This window comes from Bacillus mycoides (assembly GCF_000832605.1).
Lineage (GTDB): Bacteria > Bacillota > Bacilli > Bacillales > Bacillaceae_G > Bacillus_A > Bacillus_A mycoides.
On the sequence record NZ_CP009692.1, the window covers coordinates 988,193 to 1,005,069 of the forward strand.

The window sequence follows — 16,877 nt, forward strand, 5'->3', positions numbered from 1 at the left end:
ATCGTTAAGGAAATTTTAAGAAACCAACATTACTATTGGCATTGTATACGAAAGTGTACATGCTTTAGAACTATGAAGGAGGAAATTTCCTATGAAGAAGAAAACAGTTGGGTATGTAGCAATTGCAGGTGCTTTATCATTTGGAATTATAGGAGGAGCTTGCATACCAGCGTTTGCGGCAACGAATACTCCAGCGGCCGAGCAAGTTACAAAAGGAACTGCGAAGAAGAATTTAGATGAGGCTACAAAACAAAAAGTAAAAACGATTATGGACGATACAAAGAAACAGTTAGAGGAACTAGGTGTGAAACTTCCAGAGAAGGAGAAACGCAAAGACATGCTTGCGGACTTAGATGAGGCGACAAAAGAAAAAGCGAAGTCGATTCTAGAGCAAGAAAAATCCGGGAAATTAACTCGCGAACAAGCAAATGAGGAATTAACAAAGCTAGGCGTGAAATTCCCAGAGAAAGGTAAGCACAAAGGTATATTCGCGAATTTAGATGAGGCGACAAAAGAAAAAGCGAAGTCCATTTTTGAGCAAGAAAAGTCCGGAACATTAACGCATGAGCAAGTGAAAGAGAAATTGAAAGAATTAGGCGTAACGCTTCCAGAGAAAGGGAAGCATGGTGACATGTTCGCGGATTTAGATGAGGCGACAAAAGAAAAAGCGGAAGCAATTTTGAAGCAAGAAAAGTCTGGAACACTAACTCGTGAGCAAGCAAAAGCGAAGTTGAAAGAACTAGGTGTGAAATTCCCAGAGAAAGGGAAGCACGGTGATATGTTCGCGAATCTAGATGAGGCGACAAAAGAAAAAGCGAAGTCTATTTTTGAGCAAGAAAAGTCCGGGAAATTAACTCGCGAGCAAGCGAAAGAAGAATTGGCAAAACTAGGTGTGAATCTTCCAGAGAAAGGGAAGCATGAAGACATCTTTGCAAACTTAGATGAGGTGACAAAAGAAAAAGCGAAAGCGATTCTAGAAAAGGAAAAGAAACAATTAGCAGATTTAAATGTGGATCTTCCAAATCATAAATTTTTTATGAAAAAAGATGAAAAATAATTGAACTATGTAGTATCTTTCGTGTGGGCAACCGAAAGGTACATACGACAAATGCGAGGACCGATTTCTGTAAGCAGAAATCGGTCCCTTTTAATGATTCATTGAAATTCTTTTCATTGTTAGTATGTATCCAAAGATGCAGTAGAAGATTGCAAAACCGATAAACACTTCAGTATATTGGTATTTACCTAATACGTAGAAGGAAGCAGCTGGTATAATAGCTACCGCTAAAATGCTATAACCAGGATACTTATATCGATACATGATAGCGAATATAAAAGAAAGAACAGTAGCGATGATACAAAAAATAGCAATCATTATTAGTACACCTCCTACATGAATTATACCATTTTTAGGGAAATAGAGAAAAATGGTAACTTCTGTTATAATATAAGAAGAGAAATGTTTCTTATGTTATATAAAATATATATTGATTTTTTCTAACAATTCAATATAATGAACAATAACTACAAAATTCGACATCAAGAAGTGATGATGAGGACATGATCAATTTTTTACGATTCTCAGAGAGGGAAGCCTTTGGCTGTGAGCTTCCTAATACGAGAAAATCGATTACCACCTCTGAACTGCAGCAGTGAACGGATACCTAGTAATTGCTTGCCGGCAAAAACCGTTATTTGGACTTGAGAAATTGGTGAAGTGTGTCACTTTACGAATTGAAACAAGGGTGGAACCACGAATACAACACTCGTCCCTTTTTTAGGGAGGAGTGTTTTTTTATTTTATTTTTGCATCACACTAGTATTGGAAGGAGGATACGCAGCATGCATCATGATGAGAAAAACAAAATTGGTTTAACAGTAGCACTTTCTATCGTAGTAGGAACTATTATTGGGTCTGGTGTGTTTATGAAACCAGGGAGCGTATTAGATTACTCAGGGAGTTCTAATATGGCAATCCTTGCTTGGGTAATTGGTGGTCTGTTGACGTTAGCAAGTGGTTTAACAGTAGCCGAAATTGGAGCGCAAATTCCGAAAAATGGTGGGTTGTATACGTATTTAGAGGAGATTTACGGAAGTTTTTGGGGGTATTTATCTGGCTGGATGCAAACAATTGTTTATGGACCAGCTATTATTGGAACGTTAGGTTTGTATTTTAGTTCTTTAATGATCAATTTTTTCTATTTAGATAAAGTCTGGAATTTACCAATCGCAATTGGAACAGTTGTGTTCCTAGGCGTTATAAATAGTTTGGGAACAAAATATGGGGGCATCGTCCAAACGGTTACGACAGTTGGGAAGATGATTCCAATTATATTAATTGTTGTGCTAGGGTTTTGGAAAGGGAATAGTGATATCTTCAACGTAGTTGTACCGATATCAGAAAATCAAAGTATCGGGATGGCAATTTTAGCAACTTTATTTGCCTATGATGGCTGGATTTTACTCGCTTCTATTGGCGGAGAAATGAAGAACCCAACAAAGTTATTACCGAAGGCAATGACAGTTGGGATTTTAATTGTAACAGCTGCTTACGTGTTAATTAACTTAGCGTTATTAAATGTATTACCAGCAGCGAAAATTGTAGACCTTGGAGAAAATGCAACAGCGACAGCTGCGGGTATGTTACTTGGAGAATATGGCGGGAAAATTATTAGTATCGGTATTATCATTTCTATTTTCGGTTGTTTAAATGGAAAGATTTTAACGTTCCCACGTATTCCGATGTCGATGGCAGAGCGTGGACACCTTCCGTTTTCTAAGTTTATTGCAAAAGAAAATTCGAGATTTAAAACACCAGCAAATGCGATTACTGTTGAAATCATTTTAGGAATTATTTTAATGCTTATTAGTGATCCGAATAAGCTATCTGAGATTTCCGTATTCATTATTTATATTTTCTACGTAATGACGTTTATTGGTGTCTTCATTTTACGAAGACGTAACAAGGATAAAGAGCGTGCATATAGTGTACCGTTATTCCCGATTGTACCAATCGTTGCGATTTTAGGGTCATTGTTTGTACTTGGAAGTGCAATTATTAACGATCCGGTAAGCTGCTTCTTATCAATTGGAATTGTATTTACTGGACTTCCGGTATATTGGTACTTAAATAAGAAGAAAGAAACTGGAGTTTAATGATTGAAGGGCAGGCGTATTATACGCCTGCTTTTTTGCTATAAAAAAATTTGTACTTGCGTCCACTTTCTCTTTTGGTTACTATAATGGTAGTAACCAAAAGAGAAAGTGTGGGGAAAGGCTTGAATTTTCGTGTATATATTTTAGCTATTGCGGCTTTCGTAGTCGGAACGGTTGAGCTAATTATAGGAGGAACGCTTGATTTAGTTGCTAATGATTTAGGTGTGTCGATTAGTGCAGCTGGTCAGCTTATTACAATATTTTCAGTAGTATTTGCTCTATCGGGGCCAGTTTTATTAGCATTAACAGGCAAGTTTGAAAGAAAGAAATTGTATGTTGTGGCATTATCAATTTTCTTAATTGGAAATATCATTTCGGCATTTAGTGTGAATTACGAGATGTTAATGTTCTCGAGAGTAATTTGTGCAGCGAGTGGATCGCTTATTATTGCACTATCGGTAGCACTTGCTTCTAGTGTAGTAGAGCCGCATTTTCGTGCGCGTGCAATTGGAATCATTTTCATGGGTATTAGTGGATCACTCGTACTTGGAGTACCGCTAGGTCTTGTGCTCGGAAATGCATATGGATGGCGTGCACCATTTGTATTAATTTCAATATTAACGGTTATGGCGATTGCTTGTATTTCATTATTCTTAACGAAAGTACCAGCGACATCGGTATTATCAATAAGAGAACAAATTGCTACGTTAAAGGATAAAAAAATTGTAAGCGCACAGTTAACATCATTTTTATTTTTAACAGGTCATTTAACGCTATACGCATATTTAACGCCGTTTCTAAAAGATGTGATGCATGTTGAAGCAAATTGGATTAGTGTGTTTTACTTCATTTTCGGAATTGCAGCGGTACTTGGAGGTGGCCTTGGCGGCTGGCTTGCTGATAAATGGGGATCGAAGAAAAGTATTATTTCCATCATTATCGTATTTGCATGTGCAATCTTTATGTTGCCGATGATGACATTCTCATTCCCGCTTTTCATTATTATGATGGGGCTTTGGAGTATGCTGAGCTGGGCAATTTCGCCAGCACAGCAAAACTATTTAATTGAAATTGCGCCAGAATCAGCTGGTATTCAGCAAGGTTTAAATAACTCTGCACTTCATTTAGGAATTGCACTTGGCTCAACAGTGGGCGGAGTTGTTATTGAGAAATCATCTGTTATATATAACGCTTGGGTAGGCGGCGTTTTCATTATATTGGCACTACTTTGTGCGATTTTCTCTATTACGAGAGGACGTTCGAATCAGCTTACGAAAGAAGAATCTATCATTTGATAGGTTCTTTTTTGTGTGAAAAATTGCAGGGGTTAGTAGAGAAATGGAGAAGGGAGTATATAGCGAGGTGATAGTATATGGAGTCTAATTTTTCAATTATTGGTTTTCTAATTTCTTTAGTCCCATTATTTCTTATTATTTTTGTATTTAGATGGATTCGTTTCATCTATCAAAATTCTGAGAAACAAGTAGAGCAAAATGAGAAGATTATTGAGCTTTTGATGGAGATAAAGGAGCAAAAAAAATCGTGAAATGAACGTTCTGTATTTACAAATCAAAACCATCCGAAAAACCAACTACATAAAATTGAATTAGCGAAAGCGTAAAAAAGAGCTGTACCAAATGAGTATGTAAAACTCCGTTTGATACAGCTTTTTTTGTATGGAAAATTATATTATCTATTCAAATGGTAGAATCGATTTTTGGATTTGTTAATATCTCAACTTCATCAACAATTCCTTAATTTCCTCATCCTGCATAAAGAGATCATGGTGCTTCTCTGTAATCTTCGCAAGTGCAACGTCATGATAGAAGAACTCCGTAAAGAACTTCACGAAAGGTTGTGACATTGTTTTCATCGCTTGCCATGATTCTTGCTCTACACCAGCAAATAAAATTTCACTATCGTCAACGATGAGTAGTAAATAACGCTCTAATGCGTTAGGTTCTTGAGCTGGGATTAAAAAATGCATGTTTTCTAAGTCAGTTTCCACTTTTCCAACTATGAGGGACTCGACTTGGACGCCTTGTTTTTCTTTTTGTTCTAGTAAAGGAAGATATTCTAAAAGGGTATCGTTCCATGCGGAGATGCGTATGGATTCTTTCGCATCTTCTATAAGTTGCCTACTTTGTACTTTAATAGAAGACTGCATTTTTAAACTCCAAACGCGGTCATCTGTAAATGATTTTTTAGAAATATTATTTTCAAGTTCTTTAATATTAGATTGGAATTCTGTCGTTAACTTTTCAATTGCTAGCTTGAGTGGTAATGCTGTATACAATTTTTTCTTTTCAGAAACAGAATCCATTACCATCCCTTTATCAATGAGTCGTGCTAACACTTCGTATATTTTTGCTTTTGGAACACCTGAATGTTTAACGATAGTTGTTGCATCTAATGGGTCATTGCTTGATACGACAACTTCATAAGCTTGGCTTTCATATTGTGAGAAACCGAATTTTTGTAGCATAGTTCCCTCCGAACGAATGAGATTATATGTTAAGGATAATGAACTATTTGTTTTTACACAAGTGTTGAGATAACAAGTAGGTTGATTGAAATGAGAATAAATTTCAATTTTTTAAACTATATGGATTGAGCTTTCTGATTTATCTATTATACTTAATATAATGATTAATGCGATTGAATTTTACCGAGAAGGGGATGCTTGAGGGAATATGTTGAGAAGTTTACGTTTAAAAATTGCAGTAGTATTTTCGGTACTTATTTCTATGATGTTTGTAATATTAGGTACAGCTGTGTATCAATTGCAAAAAGAGAAAGAAACGCACTCCTTAGACCAGTATTCTGAAAATACGATGGATCTTGTGACAGAGCAGTTAACTGCATTTATGCAGCGAATTGAAGAAGATATGGGTCATTATGGATCTCATGATGATATTCAAAACATGCTACAAGATGGGGTTACTCCAGAAGAAGAGAGTTTTATTTTAAAGGAATTTTCAAGGTTTAAAAAGAATCATCCTGATATTTTAGATGTCTACATTGGGACGAAAGATAAAAAAACGTTGAGTGCAAATCTTGCAGATGGTGGGACAGTTCCAGAAGGATATGATCCGACGAGTCGCCCTTGGTATAAAGCGTCAGAAGCAGCTACAGAATCGACTATTTGGGGAGAACCACAATATGAAATCGCGACGGGTAAGTTAAGTATTGGAGTTTCAAAAGCCATTGTCGGACAAGATGGTTCTGTGTTAGGTGTTGTAGCAATGGATGTATCACTAGGAACGATTCAAAAGCTACTCCATAATATTCAATATAATAATGGCGGAGAAATGTTTGTTATAAATGATAAAAATATTGCCATTGTGTACCCGGAGAAAGTAGGAAAAGATGTTTCGAAAGAACCACTTGTTAAAAGTTTAAATAAAGATGAAACGAAATTTGCGGCGGCGACATTAGGTGAAAAAGATGTAGTAGCCTATAGTCAATTGTTTGATAAGATGAAATGGAAAATCGGGATTGTATATCCGAAAGAGTCCATTGATAACTTACTAATAGAAACAAGAAATACAGTTATTATAATGGCATGTATAAGTTTATTGATTGGAATATTAGCTTCATATGTATTCTCAAGAAGATTAGCAAGACCATTGCAACTATTAACAAATCACGTTCAAAAAGTAGCAGAAGGTGACTTAACGTTGCAAATGAAAGTGACAAGTAAGGATGAAGTTGGAGAACTGACAAATCATTTTAATCATATGGTTGAGCAAATGAATGAAATGGTAAGTAAAATTAAAAATAGTGTATCGACAGTACAGAAATCGACTCACAATCTGCATTATTTAACGAATGAAACTGTAGCAGCTAGTAGAGAAGTTTCAGGTGCAATGGATGATGTGAGCGGAGGCGCGTCTACTCTTGCTAATAGTGTAGAGGAGGTTTCAGCGCAACTTGAAAATATGGCGCAGTCGATGGGAGAAATGAATAGTTCCGTTGGTGAAATAAAGGGAGTGACTGGTAAGGCGGAAGAAGCGTCTAAGCAGGGACTCAATACGATGCGAAATTTAGTTCGTACAAGAGAACAATCATCTTCTATCGTTGTTCATACGGAAGAAGCGTCCGGTAAGTTAGAGCAAAGGGTTGGATCGATTCAAAATGTGGTAGAACTTATAAAAGGTCTTTCGGATCAAACGAATTTACTGGCTTTAAACGCTTCAATTGAAGCAGCACGTGCAGGTGAGCAAGGTAAGGGCTTTGCTGTTGTTGCGGAAGAGGTTCGGAAATTAGCTGAACAATCAAAAGAGGCAACGGGTGAGATTACAATAATGATTAGCGATGTGCAGTTAGAAGTAAAACGAGTTGTAGAAGTTGTAAGTAAATTGAAAGACATTGCGGATATACAAAATAAAGTTACGACAGAGGCGGAGACAGAATTCCGCACAATTATGTCAGTTGTAAATACTATTAGTGCCTCAGTTGAAAAAATTGTAGAAGAGGTAAATAACATAGGTCACGAGCAAGAAGAAATTACAGAAGTTATGCAAACAATTGCTAGCACGAGTCAAGAGAGTGCGGCTGTTTCTGAAGAGGTAAATGCAGCAACTGAGTCACAAGTGAATCATTTAGAAAAAGTAGCTCATACGATGGAAAGTTTGACAGAGAATATGCAGGACTTAGAAAAATTGATTGAGCAGTTTAAAGTAGAAGAGTAACGTATTAGTAAAATGATGAGAATTTCGGTAAAATAGACAATGGATATATAAGAAGCAGTAATAGGAGGAAGATTATTATGGCAATTGTTGATGTATCGATTATTCCAGTAGGAACAGGTAACCCAAGTGTTAGTGAATATGTAGCAGAAGTACAAAAGGTACTAGAGAAAAATGCTGATCGCGTGAAGTATCAATTAACACCGATGAATACAGTAATTGAAGGAGATCTTCCTGTCATTTTAGAAGTCATTCAACAAATGCATGAAGTTCCATACACGAAAGGTGCACAGCGCGTTGCGACAACAATTCGTATCGATGATCGCCGTGATAAAGTAAGTACGATGGAGAAGAAATTAAACTCTGTTCGATCAAAATTATAAGAAAAAGCAGCGATCTTCGCTGCTTTTTTCATATAGGAGGAAAATAAGATGAGTGAAAAGTTTAATGAGCAGTTTGATGGCTTGCTAGAGAAATACACGGAACTATTACTTGGAGAGAGCAACGAAGAGCGAAAAGAGCAGGTACAGAAATGGGCACTTTATTCTTATATGGCTAAGACGATGCCAGCTTTAGTGAAACATTGGAATGAGACGTATCCAGATGCAAAAGAAGAGATGGTACAGTTAATTACGAATATTAAAAAGCTGAATGATGAGAAGCGAAATGAGAAGTAAGAAGGCTTGAGATAATGTTACCTCAAGTTTTTGTTATTAATATCCTTATATAATTTACATGAAATATAAATGATTTTGTGAGCATGTCGAATATTTTCGGCATGCTCATTTTTTCCCTAGTAAACCCGTTTTTTCTGAATGTCGAAAAATATTTTCTTTATATTTATAAACGAGAATATAGGGTTTTAAATGTTTTGATAGTATTTTATAAATTATCTAAATAATTATTTGTATCAAATAATTTTAAACAATGATATAATTTTGAAGAGGGGTAAAAAACAGATAAATTATAGTCGTAGGGGTGAATTACATGGAACAATTAATGCGAAATTCGTTTCTTTTCTTATCTAAAAATAAAGCGCTAACAAAACTGGCTAAAAAGTACGGTTTACGCTTTGGTGCAGGTCGCTTCGTCGCAGGGGAAACGATTGAATTAGCGACAGCTGCAATTAAAGCATTAAATAAGCAAGGTCTTTGTGTAACAATCGATTATTTAGGTGAATTCGTTGATAACGAAGCGGAAGCAAATGAAATGGCTAGCGAATCGATTGAAGCGATTCGTGCAATTGGAAGAGAAGGTCTTAATTCGCAGCTTTCTTTAAAGATGACTTCTATGGGATTAGATATTTCTGACGAAATCGTAATGAACAATATGCGCCGTATTTTAGAAGCTGCAAAAGAAAATGGTGTGTTTATTACAATTGATATGGAAGACTATACGCGCTGCGGAAAAACAATTGATATCTTTAAACAGTTAAAATCTGAGTACGATAATATTGGTACAGTTATTCAAGCTTACTTATATCGTACAGAAAAAGATATGGAAGAATTAAATGCTTATAGTCCTAATTTACGTCTTGTAAAAGGAGCTTATAAAGAACCTGAAGAAGTAGCGTTCCCGGATAAGAAAGATGTAGATGACAATTATAAAAAAATTATTAAAATGCACTTATTAAATGGAAATTACACTGCAATTGCTTCACATGACGAAGCGATTATTGAATATACAAAAAAACTTGCGGAAGAACACAACATTCCAAGGGATCAATTTGAATTCCAAATGTTATTTGGTATTCGTACAGAGCGTCAACTTGAGCTAGTAAAAGAAGGTTACAAAATGCGCGTTTACGTGCCTTATGGAAATGACTGGTATGGCTATTTCATGCGCCGTCTAGCAGAACGTCCAGCAAACGTTGCGTTCGTATTAAAAGGTATGATCAAAAAATAACCAAGGAGAAAATACTCCTTGGTTATTTTAATTGCTGAAATGCGTAGTGCGCCATTTTCTTCGTATCAGGATATAGCTGCGTACGAGTAGAAGATAACACGACGTTAATGACGCGTTTACCGTCTTTTTCATCAACTGTTACGACTGTGTATTTTCCGAGTGCTGATAAACCGCTTTTACTTCCAATCGCATATGGATCATCATATAGTTCTTCCCGTCCATAGTTTGCGATTTTCGGAGAACGCTCTGAAGTATGTAGTGTTGTATGTATTGAATTCATATATTCTAAAACGATCGGATACTTCAAGGATTCTTTCGTAATAATAGCAATATCATAAGGTGATACTTTATTTCCAAGTGCATCAGCACCGCTTGCGTTTTTGAAAGTCGCATGTTTTGTCCCAAGTTCCTTCGCCCTAGCGTTCATCATTTTCACAAACTCATTTTTTGATCCTGCGATATGTTCTGCAATTGACTCAGCGATTGGGTCTGCACTAATAATAAGCATAAGTTTTAATGCCTCATCACGTTTTAATTTTTCACCAGCGCGAAGCTTAATCTTCTTACTTTGACTTTCCGTTTTAATCGCATTCTCTGTAACCGTAATTTCTTCATCTTCTTTCACATTTTCTAGTAAGAGTAAGGTAGTCATCATTTTCCCTATACTAGCCGGATAAGAGCGTTCATCTTCCCGTTTTCCATACAAAATTTCACCTGTGTCTGCATCGATTGTAATCCCGTATTGCCCAGTAATGTTAGGCTGATCTGCTCTTACAACTTGTTGCCTTTGTGCATAAGAGAAGAAAATCATCCCTGTAAATAGTGTGGCAATCATTACAATCATAATTATTGTTCGTTTCATCATCGTTCCCTCTTTTGTTTTCCATATGTACAAATAAATTGGGCAGAAAAAGCAGCCATTAATCATTATGCCACGTCCTCTGCCCAAAAATATAGCGTTATTTTTCGCCCATATTATGCTTCTTATATTGTTGGTTATTACTTTGACGCCCTTTTTCAACACTGTGATTATGCGGACCTGCATTTCCAGTTACACTTGCTGCGCTAATTCCAGCTTTTGAAGGGTTCTTCTTAAGTTTTGCCATATATATTCCTCCAGTTTCGTCAGATTATAAAAAGGAAAAGTGCATTTTAATGAAGAAAATACACATGTATAGCATAGCCAAATGAAAGAAATATATTTATTTCAGAAAATTTTATCAATAAATATATTGCGAAAATTCAAACTGTATCATATATTTATTAGTAGAGGCTCACTCATTGATTGCGACTCATGTCGAAAAATTGAATGAGCATTCATTCAAGAATAGGGGGAGAAATGGATGTTCCAAATTAAAAAGGCTGCTGTTCTAGGTTCAGGCGTAATGGGTTCAGGAATTGCGGCACACTTAGCTAATATTGGTATTCCGACATTATTGCTTGATATTGTACCACCTGCGCTTACGAAAGAAGAAGAGGCGAAGGGACTTACATTAGAACATAAAAGTGTGAGAAATCGTTTTAGTAATACGGCTGTGCAAAAACTATTAAAGCAAAAACCAGCTCCTCTGACAGTGAAAGGAAATTTAGCACTGATTGAAGCAGGTAACTTAGAAGATGATCTTGAGCGTCTAGCTGATGTAGATTGGATTATTGAAGTAGTAGTTGAAAACTTAGATATAAAGAAGAAACTATTTGAAAAAGTAGATGCTGTTCGTAAACCAGGCTCAATTGTGAGCTCAAATACATCAGGCATTTCCGTTGAAAAAATGGCAGAGGGTCGTTCAGACGACTTCCAGAAACACTTCTTAGGAACACACTTTTTTAACCCACCACGATATTTAAAACTTCTAGAGGTAATACCGACGAAAGAAACTGATCCACAAGTATTAAGCTTCATGAAACTATTTGGCGAAGACGTTCTTGGAAAAGGCGTTGTTATCGCAAAAGACACACCAAACTTTATTGGAAACCGCATCGGTACGTACGGTTTATTAGTAACTCTTCAAGAGATGATAAAACGCGGCTATAGCATTGGGGAAGTTGATTCTGTAACAGGCCCACTTATTGGTCGCCCGAAGAGCGCAACGTTCCGTACATTAGATGTTGTTGGTTTAGATACATTCGTACACGTTGCAAATAACGTATATGAAAACGTACAAGAAGAAGAGCGTGATGTATTTAAAGTACCAGCTTTCATGCATGACATGCTTGATAAAAAATGGCTTGGAAGCAAAACAGGTCAAGGCTTCTTCTTAAAACAAGGAAAAGAAATTTTAGAACTAAATCCTGAAACGATGGAATACGAAGCTCGCAAAAAATTAAAAGCTGCATCTATCGAGTTAAGTAAACAAGAAAAAGGTTTATCGAATAAATTGAAAGCGCTTGTATACGCGAAAGACCGCGCAGGAGAGTTGTTATGGAACATCATCACACCAACTCTTTTATACTCTGCAAAACTTCATAAAGAAATTGCTGACGATATCGTTGCAATTGACCAAGCGATGAAGTGGGGCTTCGGCTGGGAGCAAGGACCATTTGAAGTTTGGGATGCAATCGGCGTTGAAAAGTCCGTTCAAAAGATGGAAGAAAACGGCGTAGTTGTTCCGACTTGGGTGAAAGAAATGTTAGAGAAAGGTTTCACTACTTTCTACAAACACGATAACGGAGATAGCTACTATTACGATAATGGCGAATATAAGCTAATCGAACGTAATAAAAAGGCAATTTCTCTTAAACAATTAAAAGCGAAAAATGGCGTATTAAAGAAAAATAGCGGAGCGAGCTTAATCGATTTAGGCGATGGTATCCTTTGCTTAGAATTCCATTCGAAGAGCAATGCAATCGGTATGGATATTACGCAAATGATTAACTACGCTGTTGATGAAGTAGAAAAGAATTATAAAGGTCTTGTTATCGGTAACCAATCGAAGAACTTCTGCGTTGGTGCGAACCTAGCAATGATCTTAATGGAAGCACAAGATGACAACTACTTTGAAATTGAGTTGGTTGTGAAAAACTTCCAAGATGCAATGACGAAAATTAAGTACTCTTCTAAGCCAGTTGTAGCGGCGCCATATGGTATGACGCTTGGCGGCGGTACAGAAGTTTGTTTACCAGCAGCGAGCATTCAAGCTTCTAGCGAAACATATATGGGCTTAGTAGAAGTAGGTGTTGGCTTAATCCCTGGCGGAGGCGGTAACAAAGAGTTATACATTAAACACTTAAACAAAATGGCAAACGGTGTAGAATTTGACTTACAAAAAGTTGCGAATAAAGTATTCGAATCTGTAGCGATGGCGAAAGTTTCTACATCAGCACAAGAAGCTGTATCGAACAACTTCTTAGGCGATAAAGACGGTATTAGTGTGAATGGTGATCACTTACTATATGATGCGAAACAAAAAGCACTTTCTTTATATGAAGCAGGTTATAAAGCACCTATCCGCAAAAAGATACCAGTTGTTGGTGAGACAGGATATGCAGCGCTTGTACTTGGTGCAGAGGCAATGCATTTATCAGGTTACATTTCTGAACATGATCTGCACATTGCGAAGAAACTGGCATATGTCATTGCGGGCGGAAAAGTGCCGTACGGAACAGAAGTTGATGAGCAGTATTTATTAGATGTAGAACGTGAAGCATTTATTAGCTTAGTAAGTGAGATGAAATCACAAGCAAGAATGCAGCACATGCTTGTAAAAGGAAAACCATTACGTAACTAATAACGAGGGGAGATATCGTTCATGAGAGAAGCTGTCATTGTTGCGGGAGCAAGAACACCAATTGGAAAAGCAAAGAGGGGTTCATTAAAAACAGTTCGTCCTGACGATCTAGGGGCGTTAGTAGTAAAAGAAACGTTAAAGCGTGCGAATTATGAAGGACCAATTGATGATTTAATTTTCGGTTGTGCGATGCCAGAAGCAGAGCAAGGTTTAAATATGGCTCGTAATATCGGTGGGCTAGCAGGACTTTCTTACGATGTTCCAGCTATTACAATTAACCGTTACTGTTCTTCAGGTTTACAAAGTATCGCTTACGGAGCAGAGCGCATTATGCTTGGTCACTCTGAAGCTGTATTATCAGGCGGAGCGGAATCAATGAGTTTAGTTCCAATGATGGGACACGTTGTTCGTCCGAATAGTCGCCTTGTAGAAGCAGCACCAGAATATTATATGGGTATGGGGCATACAGCAGAGCAAGTTGCTGTGAAATATGGAATTTCTCGTGAAGAACAAGATGCATTTGCAGTAAGAAGTCATCAACGTGCTGCGAAAGCATTAGCTGCAGGGAACTTTGCGGATGAAACAGTATCTGTAGATGTGACGTTACGCTCGGTTGGATCAAACAACAAACTGCAAGAAGAAACAATCATTTTCGCACAAGACGAAGGTGTAAGAGCAGAGACGACGCTAGACATTTTAGGTAAATTACGTCCAGCATTTAACGTTCGCGGTTCTGTAACGGCTGGTAACTCTTCACAAATGAGTGACGGTGCAGCATCTGTACTATTAATGGATCGTGAAAAAGCAGTGAGCGATGGCATGAAGCCACTTGCAAAATTCCGTTCATTCGCAGTAGCTGGAGTACCACCAGAAGTAATGGGAATTGGCCCAATTGCTGCAATTCCGAAAGCGTTAAAATTAGCTGGTTTAGAGCTATCTGATATCGGTCTATTTGAACTAAATGAAGCATTTGCTTCTCAATCTATCCAAGTTATTCGTGAACTTGGTTTAGATGAAGAAAAAGTAAACGTAAACGGCGGTGCAATCGCACTTGGACATCCACTTGGCTGTACAGGAGCAAAACTAACACTATCTCTTATTCACGAAATGAAACGTCGCAACCAACAATTCGGTATCGTAACAATGTGTATCGGTGGCGGAATGGGAGCAGCGGGAGTATTTGAATTACTATAAAAAAAGTGTAAGCGGCTCGCTCAGAATGTGAGGGGGATGGAGCTTCAGACGTAGAGGTGCTTTTTGCCTCGTAGGAAGAAGCGAAGCCATCGAACATTCTAGCCGCTGGAATTGGATTATATAAAAAGTGCAGGTGGCTTGCTCAGAACAGGAGGGCGTTGGAATCCCTGACGAAGAGGCGCTTTTTGCCTCACAGGAAGGGGTGAAACGACCGACTGTTCTAGCCACCGGAACTGGATTATAAAAAAAGCGCAGGCGGCTCGCTCAGAACAAGAGGGCGCTAAAGCAAAGAATGGAAGCAACAAAGGTTTATAAAAAAATGAGAGCCAGCTTCTTTCAAAATGAGAAAAGCGGCTTATGAAAATATGAAGGAGGAAATTTTCATGGAAAAAACAGTAGGAAATGCGGTTAAAGGCGGTAGCTTTTTAGTAGAGGAAATTACAATTGATCAAGTGTTTACGCCAGAAGATTTTTCATCTGAGCATAAAATGATTGCAAAAACGACAGAGGACTTTATCGTAAATGAAGTTCTTCCGGAGCTTGAATATTTAGAACAACACGAGTTTGATCGTTCTGTGCGTCTTTTAAAAGAAGCTGGTGAACTTGGTTTACTAGGCGCTGACGTACCAGAAGAGTACGGCGGAATTGGTCTTGATAAAGTAAGCTCAGCGTTAATCGCAGAGAAATTCTCGCGCGCTGGTGGTTTTGCAATCACTCACGGTGCTCACGTTGGTATCGGATCGTTACCAATCGTATTATTCGGTAACGAAGAGCAAAAGAAAAAATATTTACCACTACTTGCAACTGGTGAAAAATTAGCGGCATACGCATTAACTGAGCCAGGTTCAGGATCTGACGCATTAGGTGCAAAAACAACTGCACGTTTAAATGCAGAAGGTACGCATTACGTATTAAATGGTGAAAAACAATGGATTACAAACTCTGCATTTGCTGACGTATTTATCGTATACGCAAAAATAGACGGTGAGCACTTCTCAGCATTTATCGTAGAGAAAGACTATGCTGGTGTATCTACAAGCCCTGAAGAGAAGAAAATGGGTATTAAATGTTCTTCAACTCGTACGTTAATTTTAGAAGATGCGTTAGTACCGAAAGAAAACCTACTTGGTGAAATCGGTAAAGGCCATATTATCGCGTTCAACATTTTAAATATCGGTCGTTATAAATTAGGTGTTGGTACAGTTGGATCTGCGAAACGTGCAGTAGAAATTTCAGCACAATATGCAAATCAACGTCAACAATTCAAACAACCAATCGCTCGCTTCCCATTAATTCAAGAGAAACTTGCGAATATGGCAGCGAAAACATATGCAGCTGAAAGCTCTGTATATCGTACAGTAGGTTTATTCGAAAGTCGCATGAGCACATTATCTGAAGAAGAAGTAAAAGACGGTAAAGCAGTAGCAGCTTCTATCGCTGAATATGCAATCGAGTGCTCTTTAAATAAAGTATTCGGTTCTGAAGTGTTAGATTATACAGTAGATGAAGGTGTTCAAATTCACGGTGGTTACGGATTTATGGCAGAGTACGAGATTGAAAGAATGTACCGCGATTCTCGTATTAACCGTATTTTCGAAGGAACGAACGAAATTAACCGCCTAATCGTACCAGGTACGTTCTTACGTAAAGCGATGAAAGGTGAATTACCATTACTACAAAAAGCACAAAAATTACAAGAAGAGTTAATGATGATGATGCCAGAAGAAGTAGGCGATGAGCCATTAGCACTTCAAAAATATTTAGTAAAGAACGCGAAGAAAATCGGTTTAATGGTAGCTGGATTAGCAGCTCAAAAATACGGTAAAGCATTAGATAAAGAGCAAGAAATTCTTGTGAATATCGCTGACATCGTAAGCAATCTTTACGCAATGGAATCAGCTCTTCTTCGTACAGAAAAAGCAATTAAAACAACTGGTCTTGAAAAGAATAAACAAAAAGTGTTATACACTGAAGTATTCTGCCAAGAATCATTCAACGAAATCGAAGCAGATGCGAAAGAAACACTTATCGCAGTTGAAAATGGCGACATGCTGCGCATGATGTTATCATCATTACGTAAATTAACTCGCCACACACCACTTAACGTAATTCCGAAGAAGCGTGAAATTGCTGCGAAAATTTTAGAAGATGAGCGTTATACAGTTTAATAGATGAAAGAGAACCAGTGGCCTGTTGGCTGCTGGTT

15 protein-coding genes and 1 other annotated feature are annotated in these 16,877 nt (G+C 37.5%); of the genes, 11 read left to right on the plus strand and 4 right to left on the minus strand.

Going from position 1 to position 16,877, the window contains the following annotated elements:
* Positions 1-91: 91 nt before the first annotated feature.
* Positions 92-1,057, plus strand: a complete 966-nt coding sequence (locus tag BG05_RS06830) for a hypothetical protein (protein WP_002184707.1) — start codon at positions 92-94, stop codon at positions 1,055-1,057.
* A gap of 90 nt (positions 1,058-1,147) precedes the next feature.
* Here BG05_RS06830 and BG05_RS06835 read toward each other — a convergent pair whose 3' ends face one another.
* Entirely contained in the window at positions 1,148-1,375 is a 228-nt protein-coding gene (locus BG05_RS06835) for a hypothetical protein (RefSeq protein ID WP_002015964.1), read from the minus strand.
* A gap of 165 nt (positions 1,376-1,540) precedes the next feature.
* Positions 1,541-1,777, plus strand: a binding site (T-box leader).
* Positions 1,778-1,842: 65 nt separating this feature from the next.
* Here BG05_RS06835 and BG05_RS06840 point away from each other — a divergent pair.
* The 3 genes from BG05_RS06840 (at position 1,843) to BG05_RS31005 (ending at position 4,702) form a co-directional block, all read left to right on the plus strand.
* A complete protein-coding gene (locus tag BG05_RS06840; protein WP_002167429.1) occupies positions 1,843-3,156 on the plus strand; it encodes an APC family permease in 1,314 nt (437 codons plus the stop codon).
* A gap of 110 nt (positions 3,157-3,266) precedes the next feature.
* Complete coding sequence (locus BG05_RS06845; protein ID WP_002184708.1) at positions 3,267-4,451, plus strand: MFS transporter; 1,185 nt, start codon at positions 3,267-3,269, stop codon at positions 4,449-4,451.
* 77 nt (positions 4,452-4,528) lie between these two features.
* Positions 4,529-4,702 carry a hypothetical protein gene (locus tag BG05_RS31005; protein WP_002034605.1) on the plus strand — a complete coding sequence of 58 codons (174 nt, stop codon included), beginning with the start codon at positions 4,529-4,531 and terminating at the stop codon, positions 4,700-4,702.
* Between the two features lie 180 nt (positions 4,703-4,882).
* Here the strand turns inward: BG05_RS31005 and BG05_RS06855 are convergent, their stop codons facing one another.
* Positions 4,883-5,641: a TrmB family transcriptional regulator gene (locus BG05_RS06855; RefSeq protein WP_002034606.1), complete on the minus strand. Its 759-nt coding sequence runs from the start codon at positions 5,639-5,641 to the stop codon at positions 4,883-4,885.
* Between the two features lie 208 nt (positions 5,642-5,849).
* Between BG05_RS06855 and BG05_RS06860 the strand changes: the two genes are divergently transcribed.
* The 4 genes from BG05_RS06860 to BG05_RS06875 all read left to right on the plus strand — a co-directional run bounded on the left by BG05_RS06860 (position 5,850) and on the right by BG05_RS06875 (position 9,752).
* Positions 5,850-7,850 (plus strand): methyl-accepting chemotaxis protein, encoded by a 2,001-nt coding sequence (locus tag BG05_RS06860; RefSeq protein ID WP_003192210.1) that lies wholly within the window; start codon positions 5,850-5,852, stop codon positions 7,848-7,850.
* A 77-nt stretch (positions 7,851-7,927) separates the two neighbouring features.
* The gene (locus BG05_RS06865; protein WP_001018862.1) at positions 7,928-8,230 is read left to right on the plus strand and encodes an MTH1187 family thiamine-binding protein; all 303 of its coding nucleotides are present in this window, start codon (positions 7,928-7,930) and stop codon (positions 8,228-8,230) included.
* 48 nt (positions 8,231-8,278) lie between these two features.
* The gene (locus BG05_RS06870) at positions 8,279-8,524 is read left to right on the plus strand and encodes a YusU family protein (RefSeq protein WP_001290599.1); all 246 of its coding nucleotides are present in this window, start codon (positions 8,279-8,281) and stop codon (positions 8,522-8,524) included.
* A 310-nt stretch (positions 8,525-8,834) separates the two neighbouring features.
* On the plus strand, positions 8,835-9,752 hold the full coding sequence (locus BG05_RS06875; RefSeq protein ID WP_002129778.1) for a proline dehydrogenase family protein: 918 nt from the start codon (positions 8,835-8,837) through the stop codon (positions 9,750-9,752).
* A 22-nt stretch (positions 9,753-9,774) separates the two neighbouring features.
* Here BG05_RS06875 and BG05_RS06880 read toward each other — a convergent pair whose 3' ends face one another.
* Entirely contained in the window at positions 9,775-10,614 is an 840-nt protein-coding gene (locus tag BG05_RS06880; protein ID WP_033707936.1) for a D-alanyl-D-alanine carboxypeptidase family protein, read from the minus strand.
* Positions 10,615-10,711: 97 nt separating this feature from the next.
* The gene (locus tag BG05_RS29275; RefSeq protein ID WP_002129775.1) at positions 10,712-10,858 is read right to left on the minus strand and encodes a YuzL family protein; all 147 of its coding nucleotides are present in this window, start codon (positions 10,856-10,858) and stop codon (positions 10,712-10,714) included.
* 237 nt (positions 10,859-11,095) lie between these two features.
* Between BG05_RS29275 and BG05_RS06890 the strand changes: the two genes are divergently transcribed.
* The 3 genes from BG05_RS06890 to BG05_RS06900 all read left to right on the plus strand — a co-directional run bounded on the left by BG05_RS06890 (position 11,096) and on the right by BG05_RS06900 (position 16,839).
* The gene (locus BG05_RS06890; protein WP_002184714.1) at positions 11,096-13,477 is read left to right on the plus strand and encodes a 3-hydroxyacyl-CoA dehydrogenase/enoyl-CoA hydratase family protein; all 2,382 of its coding nucleotides are present in this window, start codon (positions 11,096-11,098) and stop codon (positions 13,475-13,477) included.
* Positions 13,478-13,498: 21 nt separating this feature from the next.
* Positions 13,499-14,671 (plus strand): acetyl-CoA C-acetyltransferase, encoded by a 1,173-nt coding sequence (locus BG05_RS06895; protein WP_001206332.1) that lies wholly within the window; start codon positions 13,499-13,501, stop codon positions 14,669-14,671.
* Between the two features lie 383 nt (positions 14,672-15,054).
* Positions 15,055-16,839, plus strand: a complete 1,785-nt coding sequence (locus tag BG05_RS06900) for an acyl-CoA dehydrogenase family protein (RefSeq protein WP_002184715.1) — start codon at positions 15,055-15,057, stop codon at positions 16,837-16,839.
* Positions 16,840-16,877: the final 38 nt, after the last annotated feature.

Bases quoted from the DNA above. Each gene is read 5' to 3' on its own strand.
- BG05_RS06830 (WP_002184707.1), top strand. From the start codon at position 92: ATGAAGAAGAAAACAGTTGGGTATGTAGCAATTGCAGGTGCTTTATCA.
- BG05_RS06835 (WP_002015964.1), bottom strand. From the start codon at position 1,375: ATGATTGCTATTTTTTGTATCATCGCTACTGTTCTTTCTTTTATATTC.
- BG05_RS06840 (WP_002167429.1), top strand. From the start codon at position 1,843: ATGCATCATGATGAGAAAAACAAAATTGGTTTAACAGTAGCACTTTCT.
- BG05_RS31005 (WP_002034605.1), top strand. From the start codon at position 4,529: ATGGAGTCTAATTTTTCAATTATTGGTTTTCTAATTTCTTTAGTCCCA.
- BG05_RS06855 (WP_002034606.1), bottom strand. From the start codon at position 5,641: ATGCTACAAAAATTCGGTTTCTCACAATATGAAAGCCAAGCTTATGAA.
- BG05_RS06860 (WP_003192210.1), top strand. From the start codon at position 5,850: ATGTTGAGAAGTTTACGTTTAAAAATTGCAGTAGTATTTTCGGTACTT.
- BG05_RS06865 (WP_001018862.1), top strand. From the start codon at position 7,928: ATGGCAATTGTTGATGTATCGATTATTCCAGTAGGAACAGGTAACCCA.
- BG05_RS06870 (WP_001290599.1), top strand. From the start codon at position 8,279: ATGAGTGAAAAGTTTAATGAGCAGTTTGATGGCTTGCTAGAGAAATAC.
- BG05_RS06875 (WP_002129778.1), top strand. From the start codon at position 8,835: ATGGAACAATTAATGCGAAATTCGTTTCTTTTCTTATCTAAAAATAAA.
- BG05_RS06880 (WP_033707936.1), bottom strand. From the start codon at position 10,614: ATGAAACGAACAATAATTATGATTGTAATGATTGCCACACTATTTACA.
- BG05_RS29275 (WP_002129775.1), bottom strand. From the start codon at position 10,858: ATGGCAAAACTTAAGAAGAACCCTTCAAAAGCTGGAATTAGCGCAGCA.
- BG05_RS06890 (WP_002184714.1), top strand. From the start codon at position 11,096: ATGTTCCAAATTAAAAAGGCTGCTGTTCTAGGTTCAGGCGTAATGGGT.
- BG05_RS06895 (WP_001206332.1), top strand. From the start codon at position 13,499: ATGAGAGAAGCTGTCATTGTTGCGGGAGCAAGAACACCAATTGGAAAA.
- BG05_RS06900 (WP_002184715.1), top strand. From the start codon at position 15,055: ATGGAAAAAACAGTAGGAAATGCGGTTAAAGGCGGTAGCTTTTTAGTA.